This is a genomic window from Paenibacillus sp. FSL H8-0079, assembly GCF_037991315.1.
Classification (GTDB): Bacteria; Bacillota; Bacilli; order Paenibacillales; family Paenibacillaceae; genus Paenibacillus.
On record NZ_CP150300.1, the window covers coordinates 1858098 to 1873717 of the forward strand.

The following is a 15620-nucleotide window of genomic DNA, read 5'->3' on the forward strand; positions in this document are numbered from 1 at the left end:
AGGATTTCCTCAGACACAAGTATATCTGGCAGGCCGTCAGGAGTTGAAACTGAGTGAACACAGAATTTTCAGAACAGAACTATGGTGAGACGGGTGTGAAAACCAGCTTCGAGCAGATGGCGAACGGGGAACAGAAATATAAAATGATAGCAGAAGACGGTAGTTATTATTGTAGAACCGTTGCTTTATCCCAGGGAGCTTGGCAAAACAGCCATGTACACGTCAATATAACGGAGTTTTATGTGGTACAAACCGGATGGATTGCATATGCCAGTTATGGAGATGACCAGATGATTTCCATTCAAGTGATGCGTGAAGGCGAGCATATCGTTGTCCAGCCGGGAGTCCACCATAATATATATATGTCTGCACATAGCGCGATCCATACCATCAAACATGGACTCAATACCTCCAGTGATTGGACGGCATCCCCTGAGTTGGATAGGTTAACTCAATCTTTAACAGAGAAGGAGCTACTCCAGAAGTATGATTAACCAGACGGGAGGATCAGACAGATGCGTAAAAGTACAATATTTTGGATTACGGGAATAACGATAATCCTCTTGGTGACTCTGCTCATATACAGCTATGTTATTCCAAGTGTGAGTGCCCAGGATGTTGTGATGGCAGGTACAATCAGGCAGATTGATACGGATGTAGTTGAGGTAGAGTTAGAGATAACGCGAAAAAGAGAAGACAAGGATCAACATATGGTGTATCCCGTTGTCCCTGGATGGGAGGGGGTCACATTCACTGAAGAACAAGATGATGCGTGGTACATGCCTTCGTCTGTTGGCAGCTCCTATGTTGATCAAGTCATTCTGGAAAAGTATCTGAAGGCGCAGGGGAAAACCATGAAATCAGCTGATAATATGATGGGATTTGCTATACCTGATGAGATAGGGAGCTACAAATTGCGGTTAACGCTTAGATCTTTGGATGGAACGACTCAGCCGCTTGAGAATCCCATGGTGTATTATGTTCACAACGAGCAGTTGTTAGGGAAGGATCTGAGTTGGGTTACGGGTGAGAATCTGGAGATCATTAAGGGGTATGCAGAATAATGAACGTATATGAATCGGATGAAATTACCGTACGTTTCTTGAAGATTGAAGATGAACACCACCTGGTGAAGTGGCTGTCAGACCCGGAAGTTCTTCAATACTATGAAGGGCGTGATCGGCCGCATGATCTGGAACGGGTAAGAGAACATTTTTACAATCTGGAGGATGATGCTACTCGTTGTATCGTGGAGTATAGAGGAGGCCCTATTGGATACATTCAGTTCTATAAGCTTGAGGAAGAAGAGCGAACGGCGTATGGTTATGGAAACACGGATACGGATGAGATCATCTATGGAACGGATCAGTTTATTGGAGAGGTAGATTACTGGAATAAAGGGATAGGTACACAGTTGGTGCAGTCCATGCTTAATTTTCTGATTAACGAAAAGCATGCTCGAAAAGTAGTCATGGACCCTCAAGCCTGGAATTTGCGAGCCATATCTTGTTATGAGAAATGTGGTTTTCAAAGGATGAAGCTGTTAGAGAAACATGAGCAGCATGAAGGACAGATGAGAGACTGTTGGCTCATGGAATATTCCCTGTAGATGCTGTTTAAAGTTATTTTCAATCATACAAATAAGGAGGAATAATGGATGGATGAGAGATTTCCAATAGGACCATTTGTACACACGGGTGAGGTTACGCCTGCACAGAGAGAGCAGTGGATTCAGGATATTGCTGAGCTGCCTGAACGTGCGCGCGAAGCGGTAAAGGGACTGAGTGAAGAGCAATTAAGTCTGCCGTACCGAGAAGGTGGATGGATGCTCAAACAGGTGATTCACCACATGGCAGATAGCCACATGAACAGCATGATTCGTTTCAAGCTGGCACTGACAGAGGACACCCCTACGATTCGGCCTTATTATGAAGAGCGCTGGGCTGAATTGAGTGATTCAAGGGACCTGGATATCGAATTCTCGCTGCAAATTCTGGATGCGCTCCATCGTCGCTGGGTGTTTCTGTTAAACGCGTTGACAGATGCAGATTATGCCAAACAATTCTATCATCCCTCATCGCAAGAAACGACGAGACTGGATTATAATCTGGGCATGTATGCTTGGCATGGCAAACACCATGTTGCTCATATCACATCGCTTCGGGACAGACTGGGAATTTAAAGAAGCAATAGACCTGTTATGAAAGGAGTGCATCATGACGGATATACATATACGGCTCTTAAATGAGAATGATCCACTTGTAATCTCGCAGGCTTTTCAAGCGCAGGGATGGCATAAATCTGCCGAGCAGTATTTTTATTACCTGGCTGAACAACAGAATGGGGAACGCGTAACCTTGGTAGCCGAGTTGAATGGAGAATTTGCCGGATACGTGAATGTATTGTGGTATTCCAGCTACCCATCTTTCAGGGAACAAGGCATTCCCGAAATTAACGATTTTAATGTGCTGATGAAGTACCAGCGCCAAGGTATTGGTTCGCGGCTTATGGACCGAGCAGAGGAAGTTATTCTGGAACGAACGGATGTAGCAGGCATTGGTGTAGGCGTGTTTTCTGATTATGGCAAAGCGCAAATTCTATATGCCCATCGCGGATACATACCAGACGGTCAGGGTGTACACAAGCACGATCATTACATTCAGCCGGGTGAAGAAACAATTATGGACGACGATGTTGTACTGTATCTTACGAAGAAGTTAAAAGCTGCGCAAGAAGTGTAATATGGTCATACCCCTGTCAAGTAGACAGATGTAAAAAAGCTGTCCTGCATGTTATACTCTATTGGAATTTGAGGAATGATAAGCAGGATGTTGAGAGATTAGATGATTAGAGGAGTGAATGATGCATGTTTAGCAAAGTCGGCCAGATTATGTTGTATGTCAACAATCAGGATGAATCATTGGCATTTTGGACGGAAATTGCGGGGTTCCATATTGTGGATGAAGTAAACCTTGACGAGGGTATGAGATGGATTGAGATTGCGCCCACCCCAAATTCGCAGACGAGCATTATTCTTCATGACAAGGAGTTTATGGAGCGGATGTCGGCGGGTGTAAATCTGGGCACACCTTCGTTAATGTTCTTCACCGAAAATCTGGATCAATTATATGCCGACTTGGCTAGTAAACATGTAACGGTCGGAGAGATTGTCGAGATGCCAACGGGGCGTGTCTTCAACTTTGCCGATAACGAAGGGAATTACTTTGCAGTCTTGGAACGGGCGAAGTAAAGTGCAACTGAAAACAGCTCCTAATTCAAGCGATCGACATCCCATGTCGGTCGTTTTTTTGTTGGGAGAAAGCTTTTGTTTTCGAATATAAAATACAAGAAAAATAGAGAATTACTGGGTAAAAATGTTATAATATAGTGTGGCTGATTAAATGAAAATAACGAGAAATTGATAGCGAAGAATCAGGATTGGAACGGAGAATCGAAGGAGGAATGTGGTTATGGAAAAGACGATCAAACATGTGCAGGATCTATATGATATGCTCGATGCGGATTTCAGATCTGCCAAGCAGTTTTGGGAACCTTTCTATGAGGATCGGAACAGACCTATTCCCTTTTTCCCAAACAAACCGGATGAAAATCTGGTAGCGCTTGTGAACACAGGTGTGCTGAGCGGCGGCAAGGCACTGGAACTGGGTTGTGGCCCGGGCAGAAATGCATTGTATTTAACCCGCCAAGGATATCAGGTTGATGCTTATGATCTTTCGGAGACAGCTATTGCCTGGGCTAACGAGAGAGCGGCAGAAGAGCAACTGGACGTGCATTTTGAATGTCGATCTGTGTTCGAACTGGCACCAGAGCAAGAATATGATCTTGTCTACGACTCGGGTTGTCTGCACCATCTGCTACCACATCAGCGCATTCCCTACATAGATATGATCCATAATGCACTCCGTCCAGGAGGATGTTTTGGAATGACTTGTTTTGCTCCGGGTTTTGGCGATATTGGTGGGCCGGAAACCGTTATGAATGACTGGCAGGTGTATCAAGAGAAGTCGATGCGAGGTGGTCTTGCATTCACGGAGGAGAAGCTTCGCTACATGCTGGAAGATGGCTTCGAATGTGTCGAGTTCCGTGCGATGAAGGCGATGGAGCAGCATGAACCGTGTTTTGGTGTTCCTTTTCTATGGGCCACGTTGTGGAGAAAGAAAAACTCGTAAGAATAGGAGAATTACATGCAATGAAAATAGAGGAGGCGTGGTATCGGAATGGGAACAGGAACAGGAACAGGAACAGGAAGAAGACACTTTATCATTACAGGCACATCGAAAGGAATTGGTTTACAACTTGCGCAGTTATTATTGGCTAAGGGAGACTACGTTTATGGTATTTCACGTGGGAGTTCGGATCTGTTGGAATCAGGCGAGGAATGGAGCGGGCGTTACCGCCATGTTCAGTATGATCTTGCCGACCTGAATGGGATCGATGATTTGATTACACGCATATTGGACCAAATACCTTCTCAGGAAGCTGAATTCATTGGACTCATTAATAATGCAGCGATGCTGGAGCCTCTAAGACCTATCGATCAGTGCAGTGCGGTTGAGATAAGTCAGAGTCTTAACATCAGTCTCGCAGCGCCGATGATATTGAGTTCATCTTTTATTCAACAAACAAATCACCTGTCCGCCAGACGTAAAATTGTTAATCTCTCATCGGGTTCGGGAAGTTATCCCGCGCCTTCAATGGCAGTGTACTGTACATCGAAGGCAGGCATGAACATGTTCACCCAATGCTTATCTTTGGAACAAACGGGTCAACAGAACCCTGTTGAGATTATTGCTTTTGATCCGGGGATGGTGGATACGGAATTGCAGGCTGTTGCACGAGGCAAAAGTGCAGAGGAGTTCGCCCTTGCAGGTATGTTCAATCAAGTATATGAATCAGGACAATTAAGATCGCCACGAGACGTAGCGATGCAGTTGATCGAGCGGATGGACGAAAACAGTGATGCAAGCCATGTTATACACACTGTTGAGAGCTAATATGATATACGATACTTCTTTCAGCTCGTTTTCTTACGAAGTATGGATACCTTTTGATATAAGCCTAACTTCCCTGTACACTGGAATCAGCGATCGGAAGAATGATTCGTAACGGTAAAGGTGATCCTGCAACAACGGAGTCTAATTATCTTATTCAACCTCAACCTCAACCTCAACCTCAACCTTAGAAGATCAGAAACGTGGTGAATCTCTTGTTTAAAATTATGCTCATTGAAGACGACGAAACGTTATTCAGTGAAATCAAGGAACGTTTGTCCCAGTGGTCGTATGACGTGTATGGTGTGCAGGATTTTGGAAAGGTATTGCAGGAGTATAGTGTAATTCAGCCGCAACTGGTCATTATTGATATTCAGTTACCTCAATATGACGGGTTCCATTGGTGCCGGATCATTCGTTCGCACTCTAATGTGCCGATTATCTTTTTATCCTCACGGGATCATCCTGCGGATATGGTCATGTCCATGCATTTGGGTGCAGACGATTTTATCCAGAAGCCTTTTCACTTCGATGTATTGATTGCCAAGATCCAAGCGACTTTGCGGAGGGTGTATAACTATAATACAGAGCATATTGAACTTCGAACCTGGCGTGGTGCTGCTATTGAATATGTGAAAAATACACTGACCTGCGGGGGTGAATCTGTCCTGTTGACCAAAAATGAGATGTTCATTCTTAAAGTGCTGGTCGAGCACAAAAATCAGATTGTTACCCGTGAAGATCTCATCCGCAGCTTGTGGGATCATGAGCATTTCGTAAGTGACAACACGCTGACGGTTAACGTTAATCGGTTACGGAAGAAACTTGAACCCATCGGCTTGGAGCGTTACATTGAAACCAAAGTAGGTCAGGGCTACATGGCAACGGAAGAGGCAGAAGCATGATCGGAAAGTACATACGAGAAAGGGCTAGTTGGTTATGGCTACTGGTAAGCATGCAACTTATTATTTTATTGGTGGCCTATCTGGACTCGTCCATTCCATTCCAATCTGTCATGTATATCGTAGGACTGAATGTGGTGGTATGTCTTGTTTTTATCTGGGCGAGATACCTGAAAGAAACCCGCTTTTATAAAAAGTTGAACACCTGGGATCATACCTATGATCTTGGGGAGCTTGACATCGCCGAGAGTCCCTATGAACTCATCGTACACGAGGCTATTACCTCCCAGACGGAGCGGTATCGTAAGGAGTCGTCACATCATTTTATCGCTCTGGAACAGGAGAAGGACGAGATGTTGTCCTGGATTCATGAGGTGAAGACCCCACTGACTGCGTTGCAACTGATGATCGAGCGCTTGCCAGATGAAAAGTTACAGAGCCAAATGACATTTGAATGGTTACGAATTCATCAGTTGCTGGATCAGCAGCTTCATCAAAAGCGTATTCCGTTTATGTATAATGATCTGTTCATCGAAGAGACGGAACTTGAACCGGTATTGAATAGCGAGATACGAGCGTTGAAATCGTGGTGCATTTCCAAAGGCATTGGCTTTGATGTGTCTTTAATGGTATCGCGCGTGCTCACAGACAGCAAATGGTTAGGCTTCATCCTCCGGCAGTTGTTGAGCAATGCGGTGAAATATAGCGATTCATCGGACATCCTCATTGAAAGTTGGGAACAGGATGGACACATCATACTCATGATTCAGGATCACGGGCGAGGGATTGAGACTCAAGATCTGCCGCGTATATTTGATAAAGGTTTTACGTCTACCCGAGGCAGAATGGATGGAGCGGCAACCGGGATGGGGCTGTATCTGGTTCGTCAAGTGGTCCAGACGCTTCATATGAACATTCATGTAGAGTCTTCTCATGGCGAGGGCACAACCGTCACACTTACTTTTCCGCGAAAAAACGACATGGTTGATCTTGCAGGCGTGTGACAACAATGTCACATGCTTTTTGGTTTTGTTCGGTGAATCACACGATAACACTGCACATTCCGCCTATGATATAGACATGAGCAATTTGGAGAAGATCTATGAGGAGTGAGTGGGATATGTGGATACTGGAAGCCAAAAAAATTCATAAAGTCTATGGTAATAAACTGAATAAACAGGAAGTGCTGAAGGGGATTGATCTAGGGGTAAGCAAGGGAGAGTTTGTTGGTATTATGGGCCCTTCGGGTTCGGGTAAAACGACGCTACTTAATGTACTTTCCTCCATTGATCGGGTGAGCCAGGGCACGATTGATATTGAGGGCAAGGAATTCACCGGAATGAAGGAGAAACAGCTGGCTGAGTTCCGCAAACATCATTTGGGCTTTATTTTTCAGGAATATAATCTTCTGGATACCCTTACGGTGAAGGAAAATGTATTATTGCCGCTCTCGATCACGAATATTCCGAAGCAGGAGGCACACCGGAAGTTTGAACAGATTGCCGGTGAACTGGGAATCTACGAATTGAAAGACAAGTATCCATCTGAGATTTCAGGGGGTCAGAAGCAGCGGACTTCGGCAGCACGAGCATTTGTCCATGAGCCAAGTATCATTTTTGCGGATGAGCCGACAGGAGCGCTGGATTCCAAGTCGGCTTCGGATCTGCTCGGCAAGTTAAGTGATATGAACAGCGCACGAAAGGCGACTATTATTATGGTTACCCATGATCCGGTTGCCGCAAGTTATTGCAGCAGAGTGATCTTTATTCGAGACGGTCAGATCTACACCCAGTTGAATAAAGGAGACGAGTCACGGCAATCGTTCTTCAACGATATTATCAAAACCCAGGGCGTGTTGGGTGGTGTGCAGCAATGAGCTTGAGTTATATTATCTTCCGCAATCTCAGGAAAAATCTGAAGAATTATTATCTCTATGTATTTGCGCTTGTGTTCAGTGTGGCCTTATATTTTTCCTTTGTGACGTTACAGTATGATCCTTCCATGGATGAGGTGGCTGCTTCAACGAAAGGTGCGGCCGCCATAGGCACATCTTCGGTACTTTTAATCGTCATTGTCGGCATCTTTTTGCTCTATGCCAATACGATCTTTATCAAGCGGCGCAGCAAAGAAATTGGGTTATTTCAATTGATTGGACTGACGAAGGGCAGAATTTTTGGCATTTTGAGTGCGGAGAACAGTATCCTTTATTTTGGCTCCATGGCTATTGGTGTGTTAATTGGGTTTCTTGCGTCCAAGCTGGTATTGATGATATTGTTCAAAATTCTCGGTGTAGATGCGATTACGAAACTGTACTTCTCTCCGATGGCACTGATGCAAACGGTGATTGTCTTTACGATAATGTATTTGCTCATCATGCTGATGAACTACACTTTTATCAAGAGACAGAGCATTCTCTCGCTCTTTCGGGTGTCGGCCACTTCGGAGCAGCAGGTGCAAAAGATGTCGTTTGGACAGATGATTGTTGGCGTCTTGGGTATTGCTCTGATTGTGTATGGATACTTCATGTCTGCACGGCTGTTCAGCGGTGAGGCAATGGATATGCAGCAGTTGATGTATACGATGATCCTGATTCTCTTCTCGGTCATACTGGGGACATACCTGTTCTATAAGGGTTCGGTAAGTTTTATTTTTAATCTGATTCGCAAAAGTAAAAACGGATACCTTACCATTCATGAGGTGTTGTCTTTATCTTCAATCATGTTCCGCATGAAGTCCAACGCATTGCTGCTTACAATTATTACAACCGTGTCGGCGCTTGCTATTGGCATGCTGTCACTCAGTTACATTTCGTATTATTCGGCAGAGGCTCAGGCGAAGGAAAGCTTGCCGGAGGATTTTTCATTTGCTCAGGTTGAGGTGAAAAATCGATTCGTAGCGGAGTTGGAACACAAACAGATACCATATGAAGAGAAGCACAGAGAGCCTATTTATATTGAAATTGATGCTCATGAAGTGATGGATGAGTCCGTGACGGAACAATACCTGTTCAGTAGTGTGTTGAGTGACAAGATGGTAGATAACATGGATCTGCAACCAGGTGAAGTGGTTTTCATGGGATATGGAAATGCCATTCAGCAGTTGATTACCATTCAAGAGAAAGGTCCAATCGTCTTGCATGGATTGAAGCGAACGCTGGACCAGCACCTGATCGGAACCACCAAACAGGGAGTACTTCCTTCGTACTATACTGGGGGTACGCCGGTTGCGGTAGTGCATGAAACGGTATATCAGCAGCTGCGACAGGATCTCGATTCCGAGCTTCAGAAACCCGAGCGGACTGACTACTATGGTGTGCGTATTCTGAACGAGGGGCATGCTGAAGAGGCATATGCCGTATATAAGGAGCTGCAGTTGGAAGCACCGAGCTTCTCCCAGATTGAGTTCAAAAATAACCAACGTAACAATATGGGCTTAATTATGTTCATTGTTGGTTTCCTTGGTCTAACATTCTTGATTACATCGGGATGTATCCTGTACTTTAAACAAATGAATGAGAGTGAAGAGGAGAAGGGCAATTATACCATTCTTCGTAAACTTGGATTCACGCAAAGCAATCTGTTGAGAGGAATTCAGATCAAGCAGTTGTTCAACTTCGGTATTCCGCTTGTGGTGGGACTGAGTCATAGTTATTTTGCCGTTAAATCAGGTTGGTTCTTCTTCGGTACGGAGCTGGCGACACCCACGGTCATTGTCATGATAGTCTATACATTGTTATATTCGATTTTTGGTCTGTTGTCTGTGTGGTACTATAAACGGGTAATTAAGGAAGCTTTGTAGAATTGGCATCAGGAGTATGCTGATATAGCAAAATAGATTGAGTAAAGGGGAGCTGTATTGTGTACAGACTGCCCTTTTTTCTTGCTTTCTATTGGGATGGGTAGTTGATTTCACCCGTTTCGAGTAGTTGTTTTAAACCTTTGAACATCATATGCCATCCCTGCTCAGAACCGCTGTTGTATTCACGGATTGCTTTTTCAATATCGTCCCTAGTCCAGCCTTCTTCATGGGGAACGATAATATGTTGTGTAAATGTCATCTCGGAACTCTCTCCATGAGGTGTCACCTCAACAGTAATCGTATCTACAGTATCACTGAATTGTGGCATTTCAAATGTAAGCACCAATCGGTTCGGTAGATCAATCTCCAGGTATTCTCCAATAGCTCTGTAATCTTTCCCCTCACGATGGTCTACGATTTCCCAAGTACCGCCGACTTTGGGTTCATTCTGTACAACTTTATTTGTCGTTTCGCTCGTGAACAGCCACTTCTTCATGAGTTTAGGATTCAGCCAAGCGTCCAAGACCTGATTCGTAGGTACATTAAAAGAACGTTTCATCGTTAATAAGGTTGTCGATATGTTGTTCATGATCATCATCCTTTGCTGATTCATCACTCTTCATTAACCTTGCTCAATCTTACAGATAATTATAATGGAATTAGTCAATTTGTTTAACAGGATATTTGGAAAATGAATATAGCATCATAAAAAAGGATGATTATGGAATCAAGTCGAAATGATGATAGAGTCTATGATTCTGATTCATGTATAACGGTGAAATGAGGGGAGTAGAAAAGAAGATGTCTCAGTTAAACATTAATCAAAGTACTTCAGAAGATTCGGCGTATGTTCGTCAGCAATTAGTCGCATATAATGCGGCCCATGTGAGCGATGAGCTGAAGAATCGGTATGAGGAATTTAATTTTAAATATCAAAAATGAGGCTGGTGAAATTGTCGCAGGAGTGCTCAGTACACTTTGCTGGAACTGGCTGGAACTTGATATTCTTTGGGTGGACTCCGATCAGCGGCATCGGGGATACGGTTCCCAATTGCTGCTTGAGGTGGAGCGCATTGCGCGCGAGAAATCCTGTGATTTTATGATGTTGAATACATTCTCATACCAAGCACCGGAATTCTACAAGAAGCACGGATACCAATTGATCACAACTATCGAGAATGCTCCAACAGGGCATTGCCATTATTATTTTAAGAAGGACCTCAATTAAGATAGAATATAGAATACCAAATAAGAGAGAACGTCAGGGGGACATAGTATGAGTATGGTTACGATCAAAGCTATTGAACTACAGGATCTGCCGGGTTTAAGCAAACTGTATGATGAGTTGATGGGAATGCCTACAAATGAGCAGCAGATGAAAAAGATGTTTCATTACATACAGCAGAATGGTCATTATCATGTGCTTGGGGCATTTTACAATGGCAAACTGGTCGGGTCCGTTATGGGGATAGAGTGTATGGATCTGGTGGGCCCATGTAAACCGTTCATGGTTGTGGAGAATGTGATTGTGTCAGATCAGGTACGCAGACAGGGGATTGGGCAGAAATTAATGCTTCAGATTGAGCGGATTGCGAAAGATCTTGGTTGTGGTTACATGATTCTGGTGTCTGGCGATCAGCGCAAGGAAGCGCATATATTCTATGAGAAACTAGGCTTCAAGGATGAGAAGGTTCAGGGTTACCGGAAGCATTTCTAATTAACTGAGCTGATCTTGTTAAACTAATGAGAGCAACAGATAGAAATACAAGATGAATTTTCAAAAAATACATAGGAGGTTAACACAATCATGCGTATCGTAGATAACATTAAAGTCTGGGGGGAGCCACTGGAGAACGCCGTAAGTCAGGCGGTGACTTGCTCGCAATATGGAGATGTACTGGGTGTGGCTCTGATGGCCGACCATCACAAAGGCTACTCACAGCCCATCGGTGGTGTTGTCGCTTATCGGAATATGATCAGTCCGTCAGGTGTCGGATATGATATTGCCTGTGGCAACAAGGCAGTGCGCACGAATCTGATGTGGGACGATATGCGGGATCAGATTAAAACGATCATGGATGACATCAATTCGACTATATCTTTCGGCGTGGGCCGCAACAATCCAACACCTGTGGATCATGACTTGTTCGACGATGCGAGCTGGAAGATGTTTGATGCCATCGAACCGGGATTACAGCATAAGCTGAAGACACTTGCACGCAACCAACTCGGAACCGTAGGCAGTGGCAATCATTTCGTGGATATTTTTGTAGAAGAGGCGACGGGAAAGGTATGGATTGCGAATCATTTTGGCAGCCGCGGGTTCGGTCACAAAGTGGCGAGTGGATTCCTTAACCTTGCTGCTGGACGTCAGTTCAGTGGCAAGGCTCCTGGCGAATCGATGGATCAACCGCCTACGTTGTTTGACCTGAACAGCGAAATGGGTGATATGTATTGGGATGGAATGACTTTGGCGGGCAGATACGCCTATGCAGGACGTGATTATGTCATTGAACAGGTGCTCGGAATTCTCGGGGCAAGTGCCGAATATGCCGTACATAACCATCATAATTTTGCCTGGAAAGAACAACACATGGGTGAAGAGGTAGTTGTGGTGCGCAAAGGCGCAACGCCGCTGGCACCTGGGCAACTCGGTTTTGTTGGAGGAAGTATGGGCGATATCTCGGTAATTGTGGAGGGTATCCATAGCGAGGAGAATACCGAATCATTCCGCAGCACTGTGCACGGAGCAGGGCGTACGATGAGCCGAACCCAGGCGGCTGGCAAAATGAATTACAAGCTGCGCACACGCATGGGCGGTGAGATTAGCGAAGCACAGATGCATGAGGCGATTCGCGCCTATGGCGTGGAACTGCGGGGAGCGGGCACGGACGAAAGTCCGTTTGTGTACAAGAAGCTGCAAGACGTACTGAACGCACATGCGAATACGCTGAAAATAAACCATGTACTGCGCCCGGTAGGCGTTGCCATGGCCGGAGGCAATGAATTCGATCCGTATAAGGATTAGTCATATATGTTCAACTGAACATTTACACGATAACGGAGAGGGCAGAAATAACTTGAAGAAGCGGAGCGTTCGCCTAAAAGCTTTCTAAAAGAAAGCTACCTCGGAAGCATACGCTATCACCGGATTTCCCCTTTACAAAAAAAAGGAATAAAAAAATCTGGGGATAACAGCGATCGGAAAGTTATTCTGCCATCGGAGTGCCAGTGTAAATATTCATTAATTGAACTATATATAGAGAGAGGGTGAACTTCATGAGAAATTGTGCGATATATAGCTCTCAGTTTGACCTGGATCAGCTGTTTGAAGTGGTTCAATCCATTTATCCAGAGGATGCCATTGAGCGGCAGGAGGACAAGACCCACATTCAAGTGACTCAGAAGAAATGGTTCAGTAAGAAATCAAAGGGCTTTAATATCATGACCAGCCAGACACATCCTGAGGAATTTACGACCATGATTCAGGGGATGCTTGGATTTTTGAGTCAAATTGAAGGGCGCAATGCTACGCTCCAGGAAAAGGTACTGATCAAATGTTCTACACTGAACATGGTGGTTGGTATTGAGACGGAAGAGGATATCTCGGAAGAATTCTATGGCGAGTTATTGCGGTTGGCTGATGAGCTGGATGCCGTCATTTTCTGGGGAGGTGGATCTCTGCTCAATGCACAAGGTCAGCTGTTGCTGGATGTGAATGGAGAATCCGAAGTGGAAGATTACACGGTGACAGCGCACACCAGTTTCCTTGACGGTGACAGCCCCCAGTCGGAGTCTGGCATTCAACGTAAAGCACGTTCAGAGCAACTGTTGACTGAACAAGGCATTCCGTATAATGCGAATTTGCCCGCAAGGGCCGGAGATGAGCACGCCACGATTCAGAGTAAAGAGGAAGTCGCGCGCCGTGCGGTTGCCCTATGTCTTGCCGCGCTTAAAGGTGAGTGTCTGGGAGCCGGCGAAAGTGCGGATGATACCGCAGCACTGGTTCAGGAAGTGATCAACAAGTATGAGGCTGACTCCTTTTTCTCACCCGTAGAGAAGAGGTTTATCAACCAGCACGGAGCAGAGCAGCAGGAGATTATCTCCTTCTCTTGGGGATATGAAGCGTACCACGTAATGTTATGGGCGCTTGGTTATGTGAAGGAACTTGGTGCACCAACGGAGTTGTGTAACGTAGGGAAGGATGTCGGTTATTTGCAACAGAAGGATAGTTTTACCGACTTTCTCTCCGATGCATCTCTGCGTAGCAAAAGCGAGATTCTGGATGAAGCAGATCTGATATACCGCTACAACTGGGTATGCGTGGATAGTCGGGTGAATGACAGAACACCTCCAGCTGGCCTGAATGGTGGAGTGGCTTATGAACGTCACCGTGCATTGAACTGGCTGATCTGTTATCTGGATCTGGCGTGGGATGATGTGCGCACAGATACGTAGATCGGGATGATGTGACGGCCCATTGTAATTAAACAAGAACACATTACACAACATACAAAAATGCCAATACCCCTATAGCCACACGAATACGGTTAAAGGGGTATTTGGCGTGCTTTTATCCACTATGCCTGCCGAACTGTTCACGAATAATGACATCAGCAAGAATCAGCTTTTTCTCTACGCTGCTCTCTGGGTTCGCAATGCGCCATAACATCTGATCCACTGCACGCGCACCGAGCAACTCCTTGTTGACATTGACTGTGGCCAGTAATGGAATGTTGTCGTATAGATTATCAAACCCGGTGACAACACACTGATCGGGTACACGAATCCCCATACTCTCAAGGGCTTCTATGGTGTATAGCCCATAGAAATCATTCGCACATACAAAAACTTCAGGCAGGTTATCCTTATGGATCACCGAAGTGAACGTCTGGCGGAACTCATCCAAGGCCTGATTACTCAGCTCGGGAATCTGGTTTATTTCCATCCCGTGACCGATGAGCACAGAAGTATAAGCAATCCAGCGTTCATAGAAACTATGAGCATCACTGATATTGCCTACGAACTGGAAGGTCTTGAAGCCTTTGCGGAGCAAATAGAGCATGATCTCGCGCATGGATGCAAAGTTATCGGTGAATATGCTGTCACTGTGGAAAACAGGGTCCAGATGATCCACCATCACAACCGGAATGCCCAGACGTTTGATTTCGAGCAAAATCGGCGTCGAGATAGAGCCAACGGTAATAATTCCTCGAATAGCATCCGGATTCAATAGTGTGAACAACTGATCTGCTGATGGTTCGGTTAGCGTCAGAATATTAATGCCTTTCTGATTCAGCTTGGACGAGATCCCGTTAAATACAGGTCCCCAGTATACGGACTCTTGATTTTGATACCGAACATTGGGAAATAAAATCAAGATCGTACCGCTTGAACGGGTGTTCTTCGGGTCCTGAGATTCATTGCTGTTATACAGTTCACCAGACAACATGCTGTTATCTTTGAAATATCCAAGTTTGCCGGCGGCCTTAAGAATGACATCCCTCGTCTGATCGCTAACGCCCGATTTTCCAGACAAAGCCCGTGATACCGCGAATTTCGACAAACCCGTAAAATGTGCAATTTCCTGAATTGTTACCTTCGTCTTCATCATACCATCCTTACACTCGTAGTTCTGCCGTATTCCTTATTTGGAGCGATATCCAACTGATTCTAGGGCGTATCTTATAACTCCGAAAGGAGCAGATTTTGCCGAATTTTCGTTCCAGGCCAGGAACTTTTTCGCAGGCGTACCGGGGTACGCCAAGAGAAAGTGACGCAGCAGGGGGCGAAAAGGCGGTGAAAGATGCCCTTAAGTGAGATTTAAGACACGCCCTAGTATAGCATGATGTATTTCTCTTAATCTAATAACGGACAGAGAATTCAAAATGTTAGTGATGCACAGCAT

The 15620-nt window shown here is 45.0% G+C and carries 18 protein-coding genes; 16 read left to right on the forward strand and 2 right to left on the reverse strand.

The annotated features are described in order from the left end of the window. Positions 1-53: 53 nt before the first annotated feature. The 12 genes from MHI06_RS08460 to MHI06_RS08515 all read left to right on the forward strand — a co-directional run bounded on the left by MHI06_RS08460 (position 54) and on the right by MHI06_RS08515 (position 9712). A complete protein-coding gene (locus MHI06_RS08460) occupies positions 54-494 on the forward strand; it encodes a cupin domain-containing protein (protein ID WP_340401177.1) in 441 nt (146 codons plus the stop codon). A gap of 21 nt (positions 495-515) precedes the next feature. Continuing rightward, the gene (locus tag MHI06_RS08465; RefSeq protein WP_340401178.1) at positions 516-1064 is read left to right on the forward strand and encodes a hypothetical protein; all 549 of its coding nucleotides are present in this window, start codon (positions 516-518) and stop codon (positions 1062-1064) included. Next, positions 1064-1609 (forward strand): GNAT family N-acetyltransferase, encoded by a 546-nt coding sequence (locus tag MHI06_RS08470; protein ID WP_340401179.1) that lies wholly within the window; start codon positions 1064-1066, stop codon positions 1607-1609. Before MHI06_RS08465 ends, MHI06_RS08470 begins: the two co-directional genes overlap by 1 nt. Before the next feature lie 48 nt (positions 1610-1657). Further along, positions 1658-2182, forward strand: coding sequence for a YfiT family bacillithiol transferase (locus MHI06_RS08475; protein ID WP_340401180.1), 525 nt, complete (start codon positions 1658-1660; stop codon positions 2180-2182). Positions 2183-2216: 34 nt separating this feature from the next. Then, a complete protein-coding gene (locus tag MHI06_RS08480) occupies positions 2217-2741 on the forward strand; it encodes a GNAT family N-acetyltransferase (RefSeq protein WP_169478926.1) in 525 nt (174 codons plus the stop codon). A 125-nt stretch (positions 2742-2866) separates the two neighbouring features. Further along, positions 2867-3250 carry a VOC family protein gene (locus MHI06_RS08485; RefSeq protein ID WP_340401181.1) on the forward strand — a complete coding sequence of 128 codons (384 nt, stop codon included), beginning with the start codon at positions 2867-2869 and terminating at the stop codon, positions 3248-3250. 220 nt (positions 3251-3470) lie between these two features. Then, positions 3471-4190, forward strand: a complete 720-nt coding sequence (locus tag MHI06_RS08490; RefSeq protein ID WP_340401182.1) for a class I SAM-dependent methyltransferase — start codon at positions 3471-3473, stop codon at positions 4188-4190. Between the two features lie 48 nt (positions 4191-4238). Then, on the forward strand, positions 4239-5015 hold the full coding sequence (locus tag MHI06_RS08495; RefSeq protein WP_340401183.1) for an SDR family NAD(P)-dependent oxidoreductase: 777 nt from the start codon (positions 4239-4241) through the stop codon (positions 5013-5015). Between the two features lie 212 nt (positions 5016-5227). After that, complete coding sequence (locus MHI06_RS08500) at positions 5228-5917, forward strand: response regulator transcription factor (RefSeq protein WP_340401184.1); 690 nt, start codon at positions 5228-5230, stop codon at positions 5915-5917. After that, positions 5914-6918, forward strand: a complete 1005-nt coding sequence (locus MHI06_RS08505) for a sensor histidine kinase (RefSeq protein WP_340401185.1) — start codon at positions 5914-5916, stop codon at positions 6916-6918. Before MHI06_RS08500 ends, MHI06_RS08505 begins: the two co-directional genes overlap by 4 nt. Positions 6919-7034: 116 nt before the next feature. Next, positions 7035-7790 carry an ABC transporter ATP-binding protein gene (locus MHI06_RS08510; RefSeq protein WP_145146663.1) on the forward strand — a complete coding sequence of 252 codons (756 nt, stop codon included), beginning with the start codon at positions 7035-7037 and terminating at the stop codon, positions 7788-7790. Beyond that, positions 7787-9712, forward strand: a complete 1926-nt coding sequence (locus MHI06_RS08515) for an ABC transporter permease (protein ID WP_340401186.1) — start codon at positions 7787-7789, stop codon at positions 9710-9712. The genes MHI06_RS08510 and MHI06_RS08515 overlap by 4 nt, the downstream gene beginning before the upstream one ends. Before the next feature lie 88 nt (positions 9713-9800). Here MHI06_RS08515 and MHI06_RS08520 read toward each other — a convergent pair whose 3' ends face one another. Further along, complete coding sequence (locus MHI06_RS08520) at positions 9801-10301, reverse strand: SRPBCC domain-containing protein (protein WP_340401187.1); 501 nt, start codon at positions 10299-10301, stop codon at positions 9801-9803. Positions 10302-10622: 321 nt separating this feature from the next. Between MHI06_RS08520 and MHI06_RS08525 the strand changes: the two genes are divergently transcribed. From MHI06_RS08525 to MHI06_RS08540, 4 genes are all read left to right on the forward strand, one after another. Next, on the forward strand, positions 10623-10940 hold the full coding sequence (locus MHI06_RS08525) for a GNAT family N-acetyltransferase (protein WP_340401188.1): 318 nt from the start codon (positions 10623-10625) through the stop codon (positions 10938-10940). A gap of 48 nt (positions 10941-10988) precedes the next feature. Beyond that, positions 10989-11429: a GNAT family N-acetyltransferase gene (locus MHI06_RS08530; protein ID WP_340401189.1), complete on the forward strand. Its 441-nt coding sequence runs from the start codon at positions 10989-10991 to the stop codon at positions 11427-11429. Between the two features lie 90 nt (positions 11430-11519). After that, positions 11520-12740, forward strand: a complete 1221-nt coding sequence (locus MHI06_RS08535; protein WP_340401190.1) for an RtcB family protein — start codon at positions 11520-11522, stop codon at positions 12738-12740. A 251-nt stretch (positions 12741-12991) separates the two neighbouring features. Then, positions 12992-14170 carry a DUF4272 domain-containing protein gene (locus tag MHI06_RS08540; protein WP_340401191.1) on the forward strand — a complete coding sequence of 393 codons (1179 nt, stop codon included), beginning with the start codon at positions 12992-12994 and terminating at the stop codon, positions 14168-14170. 115 nt (positions 14171-14285) lie between these two features. Here MHI06_RS08540 and MHI06_RS08545 read toward each other — a convergent pair whose 3' ends face one another. After that, positions 14286-15326 (reverse strand): LacI family DNA-binding transcriptional regulator, encoded by a 1041-nt coding sequence (locus MHI06_RS08545; RefSeq protein ID WP_340401192.1) that lies wholly within the window; start codon positions 15324-15326, stop codon positions 14286-14288. Positions 15327-15620 lie beyond the last annotated feature (294 nt).